This window comes from Pseudoalteromonas sp. S3785 (assembly GCF_005887365.1).
GTDB lineage: Bacteria > Pseudomonadota > Gammaproteobacteria > Enterobacterales > Alteromonadaceae > Pseudoalteromonas.
This window is the reverse complement of record NZ_PNCT01000043.1, coordinates 1-16,975: the sequence shown is the minus strand read 5'-3', so window position 1 is coordinate 16,975 and position 16,975 is coordinate 1. Positions and strand designations below refer to the sequence as shown.

At 39.6% G+C, this 16,975-nt stretch carries 17 protein-coding genes, 1 tRNA gene and 1 pseudogene; 5 read left to right on the top strand and 14 right to left on the bottom strand.

Going from position 1 to position 16,975, the window contains the following annotated elements:
• Positions 1–49: 49 nt before the first annotated feature.
• Entirely contained in the window at positions 50–1,420 is a 1,371-nt protein-coding gene (locus tag CWC17_RS11665; protein WP_055016290.1) for a YjiH family protein, read from the bottom strand.
• Positions 1,421–1,491: 71 nt separating this feature from the next.
• Positions 1,492–2,550: an NlpB/DapX family lipoprotein gene (bamC, locus tag CWC17_RS11660; protein ID WP_055016291.1), complete on the bottom strand. Its 1,059-nt coding sequence runs from the start codon at positions 2,548–2,550 to the stop codon at positions 1,492–1,494.
• Between the two features lie 360 nt (positions 2,551–2,910).
• Between bamC and CWC17_RS11655 the strand changes: the two genes are divergently transcribed.
• Positions 2,911–3,447: a glycine cleavage system transcriptional repressor gene (locus CWC17_RS11655; protein WP_138612986.1), complete on the top strand. Its 537-nt coding sequence runs from the start codon at positions 2,911–2,913 to the stop codon at positions 3,445–3,447.
• A gap of 10 nt (positions 3,448–3,457) precedes the next feature.
• A complete protein-coding gene (bcp, locus tag CWC17_RS11650; RefSeq protein ID WP_055020355.1) occupies positions 3,458–3,937 on the top strand; it encodes a thioredoxin-dependent thiol peroxidase in 480 nt (159 codons plus the stop codon).
• An 88-nt stretch (positions 3,938–4,025) separates the two neighbouring features.
• On the opposite strand, the gene CWC17_RS11645 is transcribed toward bcp, so the two are convergent.
• The 6 genes and pseudogenes from CWC17_RS11645 to queE all read right to left on the bottom strand — a co-directional run bounded on the left by CWC17_RS11645 (position 4,026) and on the right by queE (position 7,955).
• Positions 4,026–4,523, bottom strand: a complete 498-nt coding sequence (locus tag CWC17_RS11645; RefSeq protein WP_235576495.1) for a lactoylglutathione lyase family protein — start codon at positions 4,521–4,523, stop codon at positions 4,026–4,028.
• Between the two features lie 72 nt (positions 4,524–4,595).
• Positions 4,596–4,682, bottom strand: a pseudogene (locus CWC17_RS19765) (twin-arginine translocation signal domain-containing protein); the annotation flags it as partial.
• 142 nt (positions 4,683–4,824) lie between these two features.
• Entirely contained in the window at positions 4,825–5,346 is a 522-nt protein-coding gene (locus tag CWC17_RS11640; RefSeq protein WP_138612984.1) for a GNAT family N-acetyltransferase, read from the bottom strand.
• Between the two features lie 282 nt (positions 5,347–5,628).
• Complete coding sequence (locus CWC17_RS11635) at positions 5,629–5,886, bottom strand: LexA family protein (RefSeq protein ID WP_138612983.1); 258 nt, start codon at positions 5,884–5,886, stop codon at positions 5,629–5,631.
• Positions 5,887–6,007: 121 nt separating this feature from the next.
• Positions 6,008–6,757 carry a hypothetical protein gene (locus CWC17_RS11630; protein WP_138612982.1) on the bottom strand — a complete coding sequence of 250 codons (750 nt, stop codon included), beginning with the start codon at positions 6,755–6,757 and terminating at the stop codon, positions 6,008–6,010.
• A gap of 532 nt (positions 6,758–7,289) precedes the next feature.
• A complete protein-coding gene (queE, locus tag CWC17_RS11625; protein WP_055016296.1) occupies positions 7,290–7,955 on the bottom strand; it encodes a 7-carboxy-7-deazaguanine synthase QueE in 666 nt (221 codons plus the stop codon).
• Between the two features lie 145 nt (positions 7,956–8,100).
• Between queE and queC the strand changes: the two genes are divergently transcribed.
• Positions 8,101–8,757, top strand: a complete 657-nt coding sequence (gene queC, locus CWC17_RS11620) for a 7-cyano-7-deazaguanine synthase QueC (protein WP_138612981.1) — start codon at positions 8,101–8,103, stop codon at positions 8,755–8,757.
• Between the two features lie 70 nt (positions 8,758–8,827).
• On the opposite strand, the gene CWC17_RS11615 is transcribed toward queC, so the two are convergent.
• Positions 8,828–9,277, bottom strand: a complete 450-nt coding sequence (locus CWC17_RS11615; RefSeq protein ID WP_138612980.1) for a methyltransferase family protein — start codon at positions 9,275–9,277, stop codon at positions 8,828–8,830.
• 196 nt (positions 9,278–9,473) lie between these two features.
• Between CWC17_RS11615 and CWC17_RS11610 the strand changes: the two genes are divergently transcribed.
• Positions 9,474–9,716 (top strand): hypothetical protein, encoded by a 243-nt coding sequence (locus CWC17_RS11610; protein WP_024034198.1) that lies wholly within the window; start codon positions 9,474–9,476, stop codon positions 9,714–9,716.
• Here the strand turns inward: CWC17_RS11610 and CWC17_RS11605 are convergent.
• The 5 genes from CWC17_RS11605 to CWC17_RS11585 form a co-directional block, all read right to left on the bottom strand.
• Positions 9,713–10,750, bottom strand: coding sequence for a DEAD/DEAH box helicase family protein (locus CWC17_RS11605; protein ID WP_138612979.1), 1,038 nt, complete (start codon positions 10,748–10,750; stop codon positions 9,713–9,715). The genes CWC17_RS11610 and CWC17_RS11605 overlap by 4 nt on opposite strands.
• Positions 10,751–10,851: 101 nt before the next feature.
• Complete coding sequence (locus CWC17_RS11600; RefSeq protein ID WP_138612978.1) at positions 10,852–11,523, bottom strand: tRNA (adenine(22)-N(1))-methyltransferase; 672 nt, start codon at positions 11,521–11,523, stop codon at positions 10,852–10,854.
• Positions 11,524–12,462, bottom strand: coding sequence for a class I SAM-dependent methyltransferase (locus CWC17_RS11595; protein ID WP_138612977.1), 939 nt, complete (start codon positions 12,460–12,462; stop codon positions 11,524–11,526).
• The gene (uvrB, locus tag CWC17_RS11590; RefSeq protein ID WP_138612976.1) at positions 12,463–14,457 is read right to left on the bottom strand and encodes an excinuclease ABC subunit UvrB; all 1,995 of its coding nucleotides are present in this window, start codon (positions 14,455–14,457) and stop codon (positions 12,463–12,465) included.
• A gap of 4 nt (positions 14,458–14,461) precedes the next feature.
• Positions 14,462–15,832, bottom strand: coding sequence for an MATE family efflux transporter (locus CWC17_RS11585; RefSeq protein ID WP_138612975.1), 1,371 nt, complete (start codon positions 15,830–15,832; stop codon positions 14,462–14,464).
• Between the two features lie 1,061 nt (positions 15,833–16,893).
• On the opposite strand from CWC17_RS11585, the gene CWC17_RS11580 reads away from it, so the two are divergent.
• Positions 16,894–16,970, top strand: a tRNA-Asn gene (locus CWC17_RS11580).
• Positions 16,971–16,975: the final 5 nt, after the last annotated feature.

The window sequence follows — 16,975 nt, the reverse complement described above, 5'->3', positions numbered from 1 at the left end:
CACAAAAAAGCCCCGATAAATCAGGGCTTTTTTTGATTAAAATACGCTACTAGCCAACTAACCAATGCGCCATTAAGGCAATAACCGGCAGTGTAATAAGCGTACGCAAAATAAATATAACGAACAGCTCAACAATGTTTACCGGTATTTTACTACCCAGTAAAAGTGCGCCAACCTCAGACATGTAAATTAGCTGAGTTACGCTCATTGCAGCAATAATAAAGCGCGTTACATCACTTTCAATGGTGCCTGCTGCCAAAATTGACGGAATAAACATATCGGCAAATCCCACCATAATCGTTTGTGCCGCGGCCTGTGCCTCGGGGACGTGTAACCATTCTAAAAATGGCACAAACGGCATACCTAAGTACTGAAATACCGGCGTGTACTCTGCAATAATAAGTGCAAATGTACCCACCGCCATAACTACAGGCAGTACACCAAACACCATATCAAGGGCATTATGTACGCCCTCTTTTAAGGTACCTTTAAAACCTGATGAGTTATTGGCTTTAGCTAATGCAACATCAAGCGAGTGGCCTACTAAGCTTTTACCCGTTGGGATAGTCTCGGCATCGCGATTTGGCTCACTGCCATCAATAAGCAAATCTTTTTTAAAGCAAAGTGGTGGTAAGCGCGGCACAATAATAGCGGCAACCACACCAGCTAAACATACGGTGGCATAAAATGGGGCAAATAAGTGCTCTAATTTAACTTGGCCTAAAACCACTAAACTAAAGGTAATTGAAACTGCCGAAAACGTAGTACCAATAATAGCGGCTTCGCGTTGCGTGTAATGCTTTTGGTCGTACTGCCTTGCGGTCATTAAAATACCGACACTGCCATCACCTAACCATGACGCAGTACAGTCAACCGCACTTCGCCCAGGTACACCAAATACAGGGCGCATTACCTTGGTAAGCATGGTGCCAGCAAGTTCTAATAACCCAAAGTTTATTAGTAAAGGCAGTAATAAACCGGCCAGTATAAATACCGAAAACAAAACAGGTAATAAGTCGTTTAATACTAAAGCGCCTGTGTTTGCTGAGGTAATAGCCTCGCTACCTAACCCTAAATGGGTCATTAGCACAAACGCCATACCAAATAAACGCACCACTAACCACACGACACTTACATCAAATAAATGTTTTAACAGGGGTGATTGGCAAATAGCGGCGGGTTTAAATACTTTAGTGATCACCGACATAACGCCAGTAATACAAATAATTAAGGTAATAATTGCTTGCGCTGAACCAGACATCAACGCTTGCACGCCTTTAGCCATTAACGCAATAGGAATGGTCATTCCGTCGGCGGTAGGAATGGGTGTCATAAATAAAAACACACCAATTAACGACGGTACTAAAAAAGTAAACCAAGTGCGCCACGTATAGTGCCCGCGAGGAGGTAACTGAGACATATTTTTTTAATCCATAAAAACTACAAAAAGAGCAAAGCGCTCTTTTTGTAGTAAAAACTTATTATTAATTATTAAATTTTGATGCCGCGCTGAATAAGTGCTGCTTCTAACGCTTGTTGTAAGCCATTCATGGTGCCAGGTTCGAGTGTTTCGCCTTTATCATCCATCCAGGTTAAGCTTGTACCGCCTTCTTTAGTTTTGCTGACTAAAATTTGGTATTGGCCTTCTTCAATAGGAAGCTGCGCAACGTCATCGCCCCAAATAGAATCCCATACGCTGCTCTCTGGCTTGTTGTAGTCGGCAGTTATTAAGCCGGTATCGGTTTTAATCTCAACAATAGTAAACGATAGGCGCTCTAAAAAGCCTGAGAAGCGATCGAATACTGCATCGTATGATTGCTCAGTAACAAGAGCAGCATTGCCCTTATTATCAAAGCCCATTTCTAAAGAAATAATACCTTGGCGCTTACGGTTTTCTACTTCTAGTTGACGATAGCGATAGTCAAACTCAGCCACAACTTGGTTAAGTGCGCGTACTTCTAATTGCTGCTTAAGTAAATCAGTTAATGTGTCATCACCTTTAAAATCAATAAGTTCAGCACGTAGCGAAGCAGTACGCTGATGCGATTTTTCTTCAATTGTGAACCTAAAGCGCTCTAGATTTTCGCTTACCTCATCATCCCACAACCAGCTTTCTTCCGCTTTAATTATGGCGTACCAATCGGTTTCGATAATACCTAGTAGCTTATCTTCTTTTGTGGTCGTTGCATTATTTTCGGCAATAACCGCTTTAATTGAATCCCATACAAATTCATCTAAATCAACAATGCCATCGTTTTTATCAAAATAAATACGCGCTTGTTTGTCGCCTTCTTCTACCCAGCTACCTTTAGCAACAGTTAAAACCTGTGCTGGTGGACGATAGTTTGTTGCCTCTGGGTTGTTATCGTATTGGCCCACATCCATTTTATAAACAGGATCTTGCGCTGGTTGAGATAACGATGGCGGGGTTTTAACACCTTCATGGGTGCGATAATTGCGTTCGTTGTGCGCTTCATTAATAAAAACATTACACCCTGATAAACTTACCAATACACTCACTGCAAGTGCTTTTGGGATCCAATACTGCACAGATATTTCTCCTTAGCATACCCTTTAATTGTTTTACACGTATATGAGTGGGTAATACCGAATTTGGTTCAGTGTAAAATCAACATTAACTTTACATTTATTATTTGGCTGTCTAATTGCAATAAAGTTCACACCTAAGCGTTATAAAATCATTCACAGCAAAAAGACAAATTTAAGCTATGGTACTTTCCTGTGCCAGTAAAAACAAGGAACACAACGTTTTAAAGCGCCTTTAATTAAGCACCTATGTAGTTTAGGCTGTTTTTTGTGTTAAACTTCGCCGCCGTGCATCGTATTGTAGGTGTAACGGGCTATATCAACTCGGTTGTTATAATTCAAAAAACGTAGGTATTAAACTTCATGACTGCATTTTCAAATCATCAAATTGTTTTAACCGCTATTGGCGAAGATAGACCGGGAATTGTAAGTGAACTTACACAACTTGTAAGTGATTGTCATTGCAATATTATAGATAGCCGAATAGCCATTTTAGGCAGCGAATTTACCTTCACCATGTTGCTAAGCGGCGATATGTCGGCCATTAGCCGCATAGAGCATACTTTGCCCACTAAAGGCATGGAGCTTGGCCTACTCACCATGATGAAGCGCAGCACCACTCGCCACACCGAGAGTGAATTTTGCGCAGGCTACACCCTTGAATACACAGGGATAGACACACCTGGCACACTGAGTAAAGTAACGCGTTTTTTTGCCGATCACCACATTAGCATTTGCTCATTAAAGTCAGACACCTACGATGAAGAAACCGACACAAAAATGCGCTGCGAAGTTGAGTTTAATATCCCTGTTGAAGTTGATATAGACCAATTTAAAGTGACCTTTGAAAACCTTTCTCACACACTTAACGTAGATTATATTTTTAAACGTATTCGCTAAGGAGCACAGCATGAACAAAATTAGCCCACTACAAGCCGGTGATACTGCACCCGAATTTAGCTTACAAAACCAAAACGACGAAACAGTCACATTAAGCGAGCTGTTAAAAGAGCAACAAGTACTGGTGTACTTTTACCCAAAAGCCTCTACACCGGGCTGTACGGTTCAAGCCGAAAACTTACGTGACCAACAAAACGAACTTGCTAAATTTAACACCCGTGTTGTCGGTATTAGCCCAGACCCAATTAAGCGCCTTAAAAACTTTGAAACTAAAAAAGAGCTTAATTTTGATTTATTAGCCGATGAAGATCACGCCATTGCTGAAGCATTTGGTGTATGGGGCTACAAAAAGTTTATGGGTAAAGAATACGATGGTATTCACCGCCTAACATTTTTAGTAGGCCAAGACGGTAAAATTAAACACTTATTTGATAAGTTTAAAACTAAAGATCACCATCAAGTGGTTTTAGATTACTTAGCAGCAGAATAAGTAAGCTGTAAGCTGTAAAAAAGCGTTACTCTTGAGCAACGCTTTTTTATTGACGTTTTTTAAGTACGGTTGCACGTTACATAATTAATTAACCATAAGCGCCACTCGAATATATAAGCTCGTAACTGTGGCTATAAATTTCTAAAATATTGCCAAACGGGTCTTCCATATAAATCATGCGGTATGGTTTTTCCCCTGGGTAATAATAGCGCGGCGCCTTCATACGCTTTTTACCACCTGCGGCCACTATTTTATCAGCAAGCCCTTCTACATCAGGGTCTTGAACGCATAAATGAAATATCCCTGTTTTCCAATATTCAAAATTATTTTTAGGGTTTTGCTGATTTTTAAATTCAAATAGCTCAACGCCCACCCTATCACCTGTTGATAAATGGGCTATTTTAAAGCTGCCCCACCCCGCACCAAATACATCTGTGCACATTTCACCTATTGGTGATTTATCTTCTGTTATTTTTGTAGGCTTCATAATTAAATACCAGCCCAACACCTCAGTGTAAAACTTAACGGCTTGCTCTAAGTTTGGTACTGACACACCTATATGCGAAAACGTACGCGGATAAGGCATGCGTGAAGCAGGTAAGCCATTTGCTTGCTCGCCTTTACCAACCGCTTGCAGGTTGGCATTAGCATTTAAACTAGTAAGCAGCATAGGCAGCGCCGCAGCACCCAGCCCTGCTGCCGATAACTTCATAAAGCCTCTACGGTTTAACTCTTTTTTATTCATGGCATATTCCTTAACGGCAAGGACGTTAAAAGTAATTAAAGGGGATTAATTAGCCATAATAAATGAATGTAGTGAGGACAAAAAATTATCAAATATGATATTTATGATTACGTTTTGTGATTATAGAGCTGAAACATATTTATTATTTTACTGCGGCTCTATAAATATTCAGGTTTTGCCATACATCATCCGCAACTAAAAAATTAGGTATAACATCTACAAGCAGAGCGCCTGATTTCAACGCAACCTTTATACTTGCCGCATTTTTCTCTAGGCACCTAAATTCGATAAATTTAACATGAGTGCTCGTGAGTAGCTGCGGAGCTTTTGTGATTACTTGACTGATAATACCATTGCCTTGTGCATCACAACTTAACCAGTAACCAAGTTCCGCTATATTCAAATCAGGACAAATATACTTAATTGCAAAAACACCACTCAGATTATCTTTATAATAAATTTTAAACCACTGCGAACCATTAAGCCCGCTGTTTACTCTTTCGAGTATGTACTTTTTAGCTGATTCAATATTATTTACCCCTTCTACCCAGGGTAAAAATTTACCTAAACTTGCCCGACTTACATTAACAGCTTTTAATATGTCCGCAGCATCGCTTTCCACTAAAGGAGCTAGTTTAATGTGTTCTGAAATTTGGATATGCAAGTGTACTTCCTAATGAGTATTGATTTTATAATTATAAGTTTAAAACTAAAGATCGCTCTTAAGTAGCTTCAAACTCATTTAGCGGCTGATTAACATTTGAGCTATTAAAAAGATACAGAAAAGTGTTGCTCTAGGGCAACGTTTTTTATGTGAATACTCAAACTTTGATTAAGTAAAAGCATGATCAAGGTATGAATATGCAGTCGATAGTTTTGATGTATGAAGTCAAGATTTGACCCTAGGGCATTTGACCCTAGGGCATTTATTTCAGCATTGTACATATTAGATAGAATCCTTACTATTTCTGCAGAGTATGCGAATAGACCGACTAACTAAGCCCTCCAAGGTAAATTCATCGCCATCATTAAGCTTATAGGGTTGGTAATCATCACTTGCAGACAATAATTGATTATTTCTAAGGTCTGCAATTTTACATACAAACTGACCGTTTAATACGGCCACAATCACATCACCTGACTTTACGTCTAAGCTTCTATAAATCAAAAGCACATCACCATCAAATATGCCAACACCTTCCATTGAGCGGCCGCTGCTACCCCGTAGAAAGTAGCACCTTTATTTTCCTCAAGTAATCCGCCTAAACTGTCTGGTAGGTCTTGATAGTGCTTGGTTTTGTTTACGTTGCTTTCAATATTAATCATCAAAACTTAAATTTAGCCCATTTTTTTTTATCAAAAGTGTAGTTTTCTTTTTCATACTCAGGGAGGTCCTGTATTTTTTGAAGGTTACCAAACAAAGTTTCGTAAACTACGTCTTTATATTTCGAGATATATTCACTCTCTTTCGTTTTTGGAAGCTGTGTCGCATGCCCTATACACGTAGTAGAAAGCACTTCAAAAGCAGGTGATAATTTAGAATAGAAATCGCTTCTTATTAATTGTGCGTCATACATCAACTCTAAAATATTCGTGGAACTACCAAAAAGAAATGAGTTTTTTGCAGCATCTTCAAAGTGAGAATTTAATTTTAATAATGAGTTTTCGTAATTTTCCTCAAGCTCTTTCTTTTTACTTTTCAACGTATTTATATGCTCGTCATAACTAATAGCTCCATATTTAGCTTTTCCTTGTGTGCAATTGATCTCATCTATTAAATAATAGATTAAAACCTCCTGGCTTCTACACTCTGTCAATTGGAAGTAAAAAGATACAAATTTACTCAAAAACTCCGAGCCCATCTGGTATTTTTGTTGTTCTCGCCAAGAGTTAGCAGCAACCACCAATAAAGTTGTTGAATAAGAAATAAGAAGAGTAAAAAATGCAATAACAACATCGCTAAAACTTCCCCAGCTTCCATCTTTTACATAAAAACCATAAAGCAAGAATAACGAAATAATAAGTAATAAGTACCCAGCTGTTATCCAAATAAAGTACTTTCTAAATTTTCCCATCAACTGCTAACCTCCTTTTAATGCTTAGCTGAGTTTCTTTTATTATAGCGCATTTAATCGTAATTCTACGCATTCCAATGAATATACTTTATTTTATATTAATAAAATCATATGGATATAATGAAGTACTAGAAAATGCACAGTAAAAGTGCGCAGATAATTACTAATAGCTTGTTTTAAAAAATTAAAAGCTAAAAGTTAAAGCCCAGATTGCTGGGCTTTATGATGCTATGATGATGGAAGGTTATCTAAATTATCCTTAACCTTTTAAAACCAAAGAGGTCAAATCTTGACTTCATACATCATAATTAATTAACTATATATGTTTGTCGAAACTGAAATAAGTTACTGTGTCGGATGACGCTTCGCTTATCCGACCTACGTTTTAAATATATAATGCGGATTATTGGGGTGTGGGTATTGCAGGTTCGTTGGGTTTAGTTTCACTCAACCCAACCTTGTATCTACGTAATATAACTTAACGCCGAAAAGCTTGTCGCTTACAGCTAAGCACTTACAGCTGCTCTTTAATTTAGCTAATCCCTAAATATTTATGTACTTGTATTGATAGGCGCCAATTTTTGGCGATACAGGTATCGATTGCAAGTTTGGTTGCTGATACTTTTTGGCTGATTGGCTGTAAGTATACAAGCTTCGGGTTAACACCTGTTTTAGTAAATAGTTCTTCTAGCTCTTCTACATGCTTTTGCATGGCAACGGGGTGCTTTATTTCGTTGGCGCGCTTCATGGCGCTGGTAAGTACTTCGTAGCCGCCGCGCATGTTAATTTTAGGCGATACGGTCACCCAAGTTTGCTCTGGGGCGAGTATTTCAAAAGTGCCGCTGGTTTCTATTTGCGTAGTAAAGCCTTGTGCATGTAATAAGTTACACACTGGGTTTAAATCGTACATGCATGGCTCGCCGCCGGTAATGACAACATGCTTTGCCGTATAACCACGCGATTTAAATAGTTCGAGCACTTGCTCGGCGCTGGCATCGGCCCAATGATCTGAATCGGCTTTTTTTTCTACAGTTTCATCAAGTGATACTTTGTACACGTTATCGACTTCCCAAGTTTGTTTAGTATCACACCATGCACAGCCCACTGGGCAGCCTTGCAAACGCAAAAATATTGAGGGTGTACCGGTAAAACTTGCTTCACCTTGGATGGTTTCAAACACTTCATTAATTTTGTACAAAAGAGATCTCACTTACTGCCTAGCTGCAACATTGCTACTATAAAAGACGAAAAAGCGCTGCCCAAAAATTGTTATTTAAGCTGCGGCCGTGTAGTATATCGCGCCCTGATATAAACCTCTATTAAAACTAAAGAGCAATCCAGATATGACGCAAAAAGTAGTTGTTATTTATTCCGGCGGTATGGATTCGTTTACCGTATTAAATAAAGCCTTGCAGCAAGGCCATGATGTTTATGCCCTTTCATTTGACTATGGTCAGCGTCATGTTAAAGAGCTTGAAGTGGCTGCAAACGTGTGTAAAAAGCTTAATGTTCCACATAAAATTGTAGATATATCAGCAATTAATCAGCTTATTGGTGGCTCATCACTCACTGATGATATTGATGTACCCGAAGGCCATTACGAAGAAGAAAGCATGAAAAGCACCATTGTGCCAAATCGTAATATGATTTTGCTTTCGCTTGCGGTTGGTTACGCAGTATCACTTAAAGCAAGCCAAGTATATTACGGTGCTCACTCGGGCGATCATGCTATTTACCCTGACTGCCGCCCTGAGTTTGTGCAAAAAATGGATGATGTATGTCGTATTGCAAACTACGATGCAGTAGAAATTTTTAGCCCGTACTTAAATAACACCAAAATTGATATTTTAACCGACGGTATAAAAATGGGCTTAGATTACAGCCAAACGTGGACCTGTTATAACGGACGCGAAAAAGCCTGTGGAAAATGTGGCGCATGCCAAGAGCGTTTAGAAGCATTTAAGCTTAATAACGTTACTGACCCGTTAGAATACGAATAACCTACACTAACACATGCATAAAACGCAAAAAGGCTATCATTTCGATAGCCTTTTTTGTTATTGCTTAAAGTTAAAGCCAGCGTTTTACTTTGTTTTTATACTCAGTGAATTCTTGGCCAAATAATTTAGTTAATGCCCGTTCTTCAGGAATTATTTGAAAAAGCGTTAAATACACAATAAAACCAATGATGCATAAAAGTGCCCACAGCGAACTCAGCCATATACCCCACCCTGCTAAAATAAATGCAAACCCAACATACATAGGATTGCGCGAAATTTTATAAATACCCCCAGTCACAAGTTTAGATGCCTGCTCGGGCTTATTAGGGTTTACTGTGGTTCGGGCAAGCTTAAAGCTAACAACGCCGGCAATACAAAACACGCAGCCAATGATTACTAAGCTTGCCGCTAAATAGGTAATAAACGCTGTAAAATCAATAACACTATAATGCGCGATTAAAGCCATAACGCCTGCAAAAAACAGGACCACTATAACCGGTGGAATTTTATTATTTAACATAGCAACTCACTGTATTAATTATAAAATACGTACTTTTTATTTTATCAGTATTAAACAATAAACCGTATGTATCAATGATGAACACCGCTTCATGCAGCCACAATCGACAAATAAAGTTACAATTGTCAGGTTTAACCACTTTAAAATACGGTTATACTTTACACAACTAAAGCGATGAATATAAAAGGAAGTGGTTATGTCAGGCACTACAATGATAGTACTTATTGTACTTATTTCGGTTGGCTCTGGGGTTATTTACGATATGTACAAAAAGCACCTTGAGTTTAAACACAAAATGCAAGATAGCAACCAAGATGCGAATAAACAGCTTGCCGAGGTAAGTGCGCAAGTGGTTGCTTTAAAAGAGCGCGTGCAAACGCTTGAGGCCATAGTGACAGATTCAAGCTACACCACAAAAGAAGAAATTAACCGCCTTTAAAAACGATATAAATGAGCGTTTTCTGGCTGCTCTATGCCATGAGCAGCTAAAAACCCATCAATAGCTTGGCCGCAGCCCTGCGGCGCACGAGAGCTATCTATTTCAAAATTAAGTTTATTAGCATGTTGTTTGCCAAGTGAACACAAGCCCAACACTTTAGGCGAGCGCATTGCGACACTAAGCTCCCCTATTTTTTCTACACAGTTGTGTTTACTAAATCGGGCAAACCCTTGGTATTTAAATTGCTCACTCACATACTTATTACTTATATCAACCAGCGCATTGATAAGGCTATGTAAAAAGCTATTTTCGCTGCTATCACTGGTTAAAAATGCAAAAGTTTTGTTATTAAATTCAGCAAGCTGGCAAGTGTTGCAGTGTAATTTTAAGGTGTATAAACACTGCTGCGAGCTTATTTGCTGCATAGCACTTAGCGATACCTTAGCACTTGCAAATACCACCCGTTTTAATAACTGTTCAATAGTATGGCATTGCCCGGTGCCCGGCGGTGCATGCGCAGTAACGAGCTCTGCATTTTGTGCCATAACTGGTAGATCATGATGATTATTAAACGGGGTGCTGGTTGTATTATCGCTGTGAGTAAGTTGAAACAACTCTCTTACTTCGTGCTCTCGCGCTATTTTAAGCGCTAAAAACGCTGTTTGAATAAGTTCTGAGGTCGGTAAGTTATCCTCTACTATCCAGCGCCTACCAAACAGGAGCTTTTTGTCGGTGCCCTCGCCCGCATAACTACTTGTTTTGTAGTTATCGGGGCTAAGTACGGCAACTTGCAAATAAAGTTGTTCATTTTTTTGCGCAGCAAGCACCCTAAAGTGCGCCGAAAAATCAATATCTTCAAGCACCTGATTAACGCTTGATAAGGTGTGTTTATAGCGTAAAAAATGCTGTGGAACTATCCAGCTTTTATTCGCAAGTTGCACTAATGGCGCATACGAAATTGGTTGCTCGTAACTGTTTTGCCACTTTTGCTCTGCACTGAGTAACGGCTCAATGCGACTTTTTTTATCTGACATACGTAAACCAAATAAGCTCGCGCAAGGCGATATAATCTATGTTGATATTACGTTTTAGCGCCTTAAATTAGATCACACAATTAGCCCTAAATAAGTCATTTTTAAGCGTCGATGAGGTTTTTATAATCTGTTATAACTTTTTGATAATAAAGCTCATCTTTATTAAGCATATTATTATAATGAGTGAGTAACTGTTTAAGGTATTGCCTGTGCAATGCATTGTTTAAATCCCACATGCTGTTGCCAGTAGATGTAAGCAATGTGGCGCTACGTTGGCTTATCTCTATAAGCTCATAATAGCGGTTGTTTTCAGTGATCAATTGCTCGCTTTCAAGGCCAAAGCCTAATTTGGCTAAGCCACTGCGCAAATGATAAGTATGGTGTATAGGACAAACTATAAAGCGGGTGCTTGCCACTGATGCAGCGCAATTGTTTTTAATAATGCCGGCGACAAGTTTTAGCATTAATTCGCCGCCAACTCCGGCGATAACCACGGTATTTAATTCATTAGGAACCAGTTTTATTTCTCTAACATCTTGGCAAAATACTTCGTATTGCACATCACTTGGCAGTGTTTGGCTAATATTTACTAGGTGCTCGCTCAGCTCTGCCATTATTTTATCTACCACATCAACAAAATTAACCTGTTTTGCAGCGCGGCGCTTTAATAGTGCAATGCCTAAGTAACCATGGTCACAGCAGCAATCCCAAATAACATCTACTGGGTTAGTAATTAACGCATTAATTGCGTTTAAACGCTTACTCAGTTTCATTTAAGTTAAAGTGTGCGCCGTTTTATACACTAACGCTTTTAAGCTTTTATTACCGTCTACTTCTACAAAACGGGCTGTAGGTGCAAGGCGCTCAACAAATTCTATTGCGCCTTGGGTGTGCTCGTTGATTAAAGCTTTAAACGCATCTTCGGTTAGCTCTGGGCTATTAGCGCATAATAAAAGCTGTGTGGTTTCGCACAAAAGTTCTGGTAATCTGCGCAGTACCTTTTGATAATCTTTAGTTAGAATAAAGCTGCCCTTTTGAAAGCTTGGCGGGTCTACAATAATTAAATCAAACGGCGCTGCTTTTTTTAATTTACCAAACGACTTTAAAATATCATGAGGTAAAAAACTCACTCCACGCTCAAAACCGTTGAGTTGATGGTTTTGCTTACCAACTTTAAGTACGCCTTTGCTCATATCCATGTTCATTACATGATCAGCCCCGCCTTGCATTGCCGCAAGTGAAAACCCACAGGTGTATGAAAACAAATTAAGTACTTTTGCATGTTTACTATTGGCAGAAACAAACTCACGGCCGCTGCGCATATCGGGGAAAATTCCGGTATTTTGGCGGCTTATTAAATCCACTAAAAAACTGATGCCGTTTTCTTTTACCACATGTGGCGAGGGAAGATTGCCATGCACTAAACGATTATTGCTTTGTACACCCGCGCGCTGTTGATACACAAGCCCAGTAATAAGCTCGGGGTGATGCTGCTGCGCCCATGTCCAAAGGGTATTGGTCAGTGTATTTAACGTGGCGTCGTCAATTTCATCATACGAAATTAAAAATAAGCTCGGCGGGTAAAAATCTAAATTAATATGGCTTAGCGATGCCACGCTATGCCCGCGGCCATGAAATACGCGGCATAGTTCGTTTTGTAGTAATGGCGCATCTTCAAGCGCGCTTATTAGAGGCGAAAAATCGGGTGTCATTTAGTTAATCAACTGTTGTTGTAGTTCGTGTATTTCGTCGCGTACCGACGCGGCTTTTTCAAATTCAAGATCGCTGGCATAAGCATGCATTTTGCTTTCAAGTTGCTTAATTTGTGTGGCAATTTCTTTAGCACTGAGTATTTTTTTAGACTCTTTACGCACTAGTTTAAGATTATCTTGTGGTGCAGCTTCTTCACCCACATCCATAATATCGGTGATCTTTTTAACCAAGGCTTGTGGCTCAATGCCGTGCTCTATGTTGTAGGCATGCTGTTTTTCACGACGGCGCTGCGTTTCGCTAATCGCTTTGTCCATCGATTTAGTTACTTTATCGGCGTATAAAATGGCGCGCCCGTCGAGGTGACGTGCAGCACGACCAATGGTTTGAATAAGCGAACGTGCTGAGCGTAAAAAGCCTTCTTTATCGGCATCTAAAATGGCAACTAGCGCCACTTCTGGCATATCTAGGCCTTCTCTTAATAAGTTAATACCCACTAACACATCAAACACACCGGCGCGTAAATCACGAATTATTTCAACGCGCTCTACGGTGTCTATGTCTGAGTGCAGGTAACGTACTTTTACATTGTGCTCGCTTAAGTAATCTGTTAAATCCTCTGACATGCGCTTAGTAAGCGTAGTAACCAGTACTCGCTCACCTTTTTCTACACATTTATAAATTTCTGAGAGTAAATCATCTACTTGGGTGCCTACAGGGCGTATTTCTATTTCTGGGTCTAACAGGCCTGTTGGGCGTATAACTTGCTCTGCTACTTCGCCTGCGCTGCGCTCTAATTCAAAATCACCCGGCGTTGCCGATACATAAATCGTTTGCGGTGCTATGGCTTCAAATTCTTCAAAGCGCAATGGGCGGTTATCCATTGCCGATGGCATTCTAAAGCCATATTCAACTAGGTTTTCTTTACGGCTTCTGTCGCCTTTATACATGGCACCAATTTGCGATACGGTTACGTGTGATTCATCGATGATCATTAATGCATCGTCAGGGAGGTAATCAAGCAATGTGGGGGGTGGATCGCCCGGTGTACGCCCCGACAAATAACGGCTGTAGTTTTCTATACCCGAGCAATAACCAAGCTCGGTCATCATTTCTATGTCGTATTGAGTACGTTGCGCTATGCGCTGCTCTTCTACCAATTTATTGGCGCTTAGTAATTGTGCTCTGCGTTCTTTAAGCTCAGCTTTTATTTTTTCTATGGCATCAAGAATTTTTTCGCGAGGCGTTACGTAGTGCGTTTTAGGGTAAATAGTGGCACGAACTATGTGTTTTTCTACCGCACCGGTAAGGGGGTCAAAAATACTGAGGCGCTCTATTTCGTCATCAAACATTTCTACACGCACTGCATAGGTGTCTGACTCGGCCGGGAATATATCTATTACTTCGCCACGTACACGGTAAGTACCACGGCTAAAGTCAATGTCGTTACGAGTATATTGCAGCTCAGCTAAGCGGCGTAGCATATCCCGTTGGTCGACCTGCTCGCCTACTTTTAAAAGCAGCATCATTTTCATGTATGAGTCGGGGTCGCCCAAACCATAAATAGCCGACACAGAGGCCACTATTATGGTATCGCGTCGCTCAAGCAGTGCCTTAGTAGCACTTAAACGCATTTGCTCTATGTGCTCATTAATAGAGGCGTCTTTTTCTATAAATGTATCGCTTGCAACCACGTAGGCTTCTGGCTGGTAGTAATCGTAGTAAGATACAAAATACTCAACTGCATTATTAGGAAAAAACTCTTTCATTTCTCCATACAACTGCGCGGCTAGTGTTTTATTATGCGCCATTATTATTGTTGGGCGGTTTAAATCGCTAATAATATTGGCCATGGTAAATGTTTTACCTGTACCTGTGGCACCGAGTAAGGTTTGATGCGCAAGCCCGGCTTCTAAGCCTTCTTCAAGCTGTTTAATCGCTGTGGGTTGATCGCCCGCGGGTTTAAATTGTGACTTTAGCTCAAAGTGATCACTCATTCATTTACTCCGTTACCGTGTTACTACATATTGCATCTAGTTCTTTTATAAACCATTTGTACGCGACTAACCCTGTGAATACATTACCGATCGCAGCGCCAATAAATAAACCAATCAAGCCACCTAGCATACTGCCTACATAAGCAAAAGGCAGGTAAAAAACAAACAAACGAATAATACTTAAAAACAATGCATTCATAGGTTTGTGTAAAGCATTAAACGATGAATTTGATAAAATGATCACCCCTTGAAAACCATAACTTAGCGGTATGGTGTATATAAAGAGCTTAATAACATCGATTACAGCCTGTTCTTTACCAAATAATTGGCTTATTACCCCTGAAAGCGCAATGAGTAAAATATAAATAGCAAATTGCCATATCATCACAAATTTAAGCGTACCAATGTACGCCTCTTTTACGCGGCCTAATTTACCCGCCCCAAAGTTTTGGCTAACAAAAGGAGGCAATGTCATCGACAAAGCCAGCACTAAAATACTGGCAATTGATTCAATACGGCTGCCCACACCAAAAGCGGCAACCGCTTCGGGTCCATGATTAGCAACGAGTGCGGTCATTACAGCCATTGCCACTGGGGTAAGCATGTTAGCCCCCGCTGCGGGTAAGCCGATTTTAAGCACTTTTGTTATTGCACTTAGCGCTGTTTGATTACCCGCTTTTAAGCTCAATAGTCGTTTTTTAACACCCAACACGTATAGAATAATAACAACAGCAACGCCCCAGGCAATAACACTGGCAATAGCGGCACCTTGAATGCCTAATGCCGGTACTGGGCCCCAGCCAAATATTAAAATAGGATCGAGTATGGCATTAATAAGCCCTGCCCCACCCATTACTATACTAGGGGTTTTAGTATCGCCACTGGCACGTAATACCGAATTACCTATCATGGGGGTGATCAAAAATACGCTACCAATAAACCAAATATTCATATACTCATGAATAAGTGGCAGCACTAATTGTCCGGCCCCCAATAAAGTGAATATTGGGTCTATTAGTAAATATCCAACAAACGAAAGTAAAATAACTAGTAGTAGCGCTACAATAAGCGACACACTGGCATCAAAGCGCGCTTCTTCAATTTTATTACTGCCCAAAGCTTTAGCTATCACCGCTGATGTGCCAATGCCTAAACCTATGGCCAGGCTTATTACCGTAAAGGTTACCGGAAACGTAAAGCTTACCGCCGCAAGGGGCTCTGTGCCCAACATACTAATAAAAAATGTATCAACAATGTTGAACATCATTAGTGTGATCATGCCAAAGATCATCGGAATGGTCATTTTCTTTAATGTAGGCAAGATGGGATCGTTAAGTAAATCTGGGCGTGACTGAGAATGTGAAGTTTCGCGCATGGAATAAATAAGCCTCTTTTACTGAGCTTGCCATTTTAAAGCATCATAGCAATTCAAGCCACGGATTTATCAATGGATTTTGTACTATTAATAAAGCAGCAATATAAAAATTAGGTAAAGTCGAACTTTTATGCATTTGTAGATAAATACACTCTTAGAGCGCTAAAAAACAATAAGTGAACATTTTTATCACTTTTTTAACATTACCCCCTGCTAATTCGCTGAATTTTTACACAGCGCAGTATTAATCATTATTGCAATAAATTAATTTACTCATCACCGCATGGTAATTCAGTATGTATTTATAAGCCTATGTTTTTAAATGTAATAAAAAAATTGATTTAAAAGCTTGAAATCGTTGTAGTGCCCATAAACTCTGGTCGGAACACTGTTCTTAAAGTTTCATAAACAGAGTTATCCACAGAAACCGTGGATAACTCAGTCCAGCCCGCATTTATAAAGGCTTGCACGCTGACTATAATTTAGCTCTCGCTTCCCTTTTGCTAAATGCTAAAGTTAAAAACTTATCAATGCTTGCAAACAAAAAATTAAGATAAGCAAAATTTTGCCTCGGATGCCTCCATATATCACTTATTTATCTTAGCTAATTATTTAGCAACTTATTGATAGTTTTGTTTTTGTGTAGCTTTTCAAAATAAACTACTAAGAAACGTGTTTACTCGATTGGCTATGTTAAAACACTGCAGTAGAAGAAAAACCCATTACTGGATTTTTAAAAAACTTCTGCTAGCTAAATTTATACTTGGTTTTATGACAATAGGATTAAATACAAATTTACTAATTAGCTGCGATAACTTTTACTTCACTGGCATTTTTTACACATAAATTAAACAATGACTAATTCATGAGCGCTGTTTTTTTCGTATTGATGTAAGTTTAAATACAGATTTATCTCTATGATTTGCATAAATAGAGTTATAAAATGCGCAGATCGAACATAAAAACAACGAATAAACCACTTTTTTAAATTTATGACTTTTATATGTTGACACTTTGCGGCTCCATCATTAATATTTCGCCCCGTTGAAAGGCATGACGCTTCCCCCTTAGCTCAGTTGGTTAGAGCGACGGACTGTTAATCCGCAGGTCCCCCGTTCGAGTCGGGGAGGGGGAGCCAATGAT

What these genes read in the sequence shown, in the direction of transcription:
- CWC17_RS11605 (WP_138612979.1), bottom strand. Translation starts at nt 10,750, where the DNA reads ATGTCAGATAAAAAAAGTCGCATTGAGCCGTTACTCAGTGCAGAGCAA.
- bcp (WP_055020355.1), top strand. Translation starts at nt 3,458, where the DNA reads ATGAACAAAATTAGCCCACTACAAGCCGGTGATACTGCACCCGAATTT.
- CWC17_RS11635 (WP_138612983.1), bottom strand. Translation starts at nt 5,886, where the DNA reads ATGGAAGGTGTTGGCATATTTGATGGTGATGTGCTTTTGATTTATAGA.
- uvrB (WP_138612976.1), bottom strand. Translation starts at nt 14,457, where the DNA reads ATGAGTGATCACTTTGAGCTAAAGTCACAATTTAAACCCGCGGGCGAT.
- CWC17_RS11645 (WP_235576495.1), bottom strand. Translation starts at nt 4,523, where the DNA reads ATGCCTTATCCGCGTACGTTTTCGCATATAGGTGTGTCAGTACCAAAC.
- CWC17_RS11630 (WP_138612982.1), bottom strand. Translation starts at nt 6,757, where the DNA reads ATGGGAAAATTTAGAAAGTACTTTATTTGGATAACAGCTGGGTACTTA.
- queC (WP_138612981.1), top strand. Translation starts at nt 8,101, where the DNA reads ATGACGCAAAAAGTAGTTGTTATTTATTCCGGCGGTATGGATTCGTTT.
- CWC17_RS11585 (WP_138612975.1), bottom strand. Translation starts at nt 15,832, where the DNA reads ATGCGCGAAACTTCACATTCTCAGTCACGCCCAGATTTACTTAACGAT.
- CWC17_RS11600 (WP_138612978.1), bottom strand. Translation starts at nt 11,523, where the DNA reads ATGAAACTGAGTAAGCGTTTAAACGCAATTAATGCGTTAATTACTAAC.
- CWC17_RS11655 (WP_138612986.1), top strand. Translation starts at nt 2,911, where the DNA reads ATGACTGCATTTTCAAATCATCAAATTGTTTTAACCGCTATTGGCGAA.
- CWC17_RS11615 (WP_138612980.1), bottom strand. Translation starts at nt 9,277, where the DNA reads ATGTTAAATAATAAAATTCCACCGGTTATAGTGGTCCTGTTTTTTGCA.
- CWC17_RS11595 (WP_138612977.1), bottom strand. Translation starts at nt 12,462, where the DNA reads ATGACACCCGATTTTTCGCCTCTAATAAGCGCGCTTGAAGATGCGCCA.
- CWC17_RS11610 (WP_024034198.1), top strand. Translation starts at nt 9,474, where the DNA reads ATGTCAGGCACTACAATGATAGTACTTATTGTACTTATTTCGGTTGGC.
- CWC17_RS11665 (WP_055016290.1), bottom strand. Translation starts at nt 1,420, where the DNA reads ATGTCTCAGTTACCTCCTCGCGGGCACTATACGTGGCGCACTTGGTTT.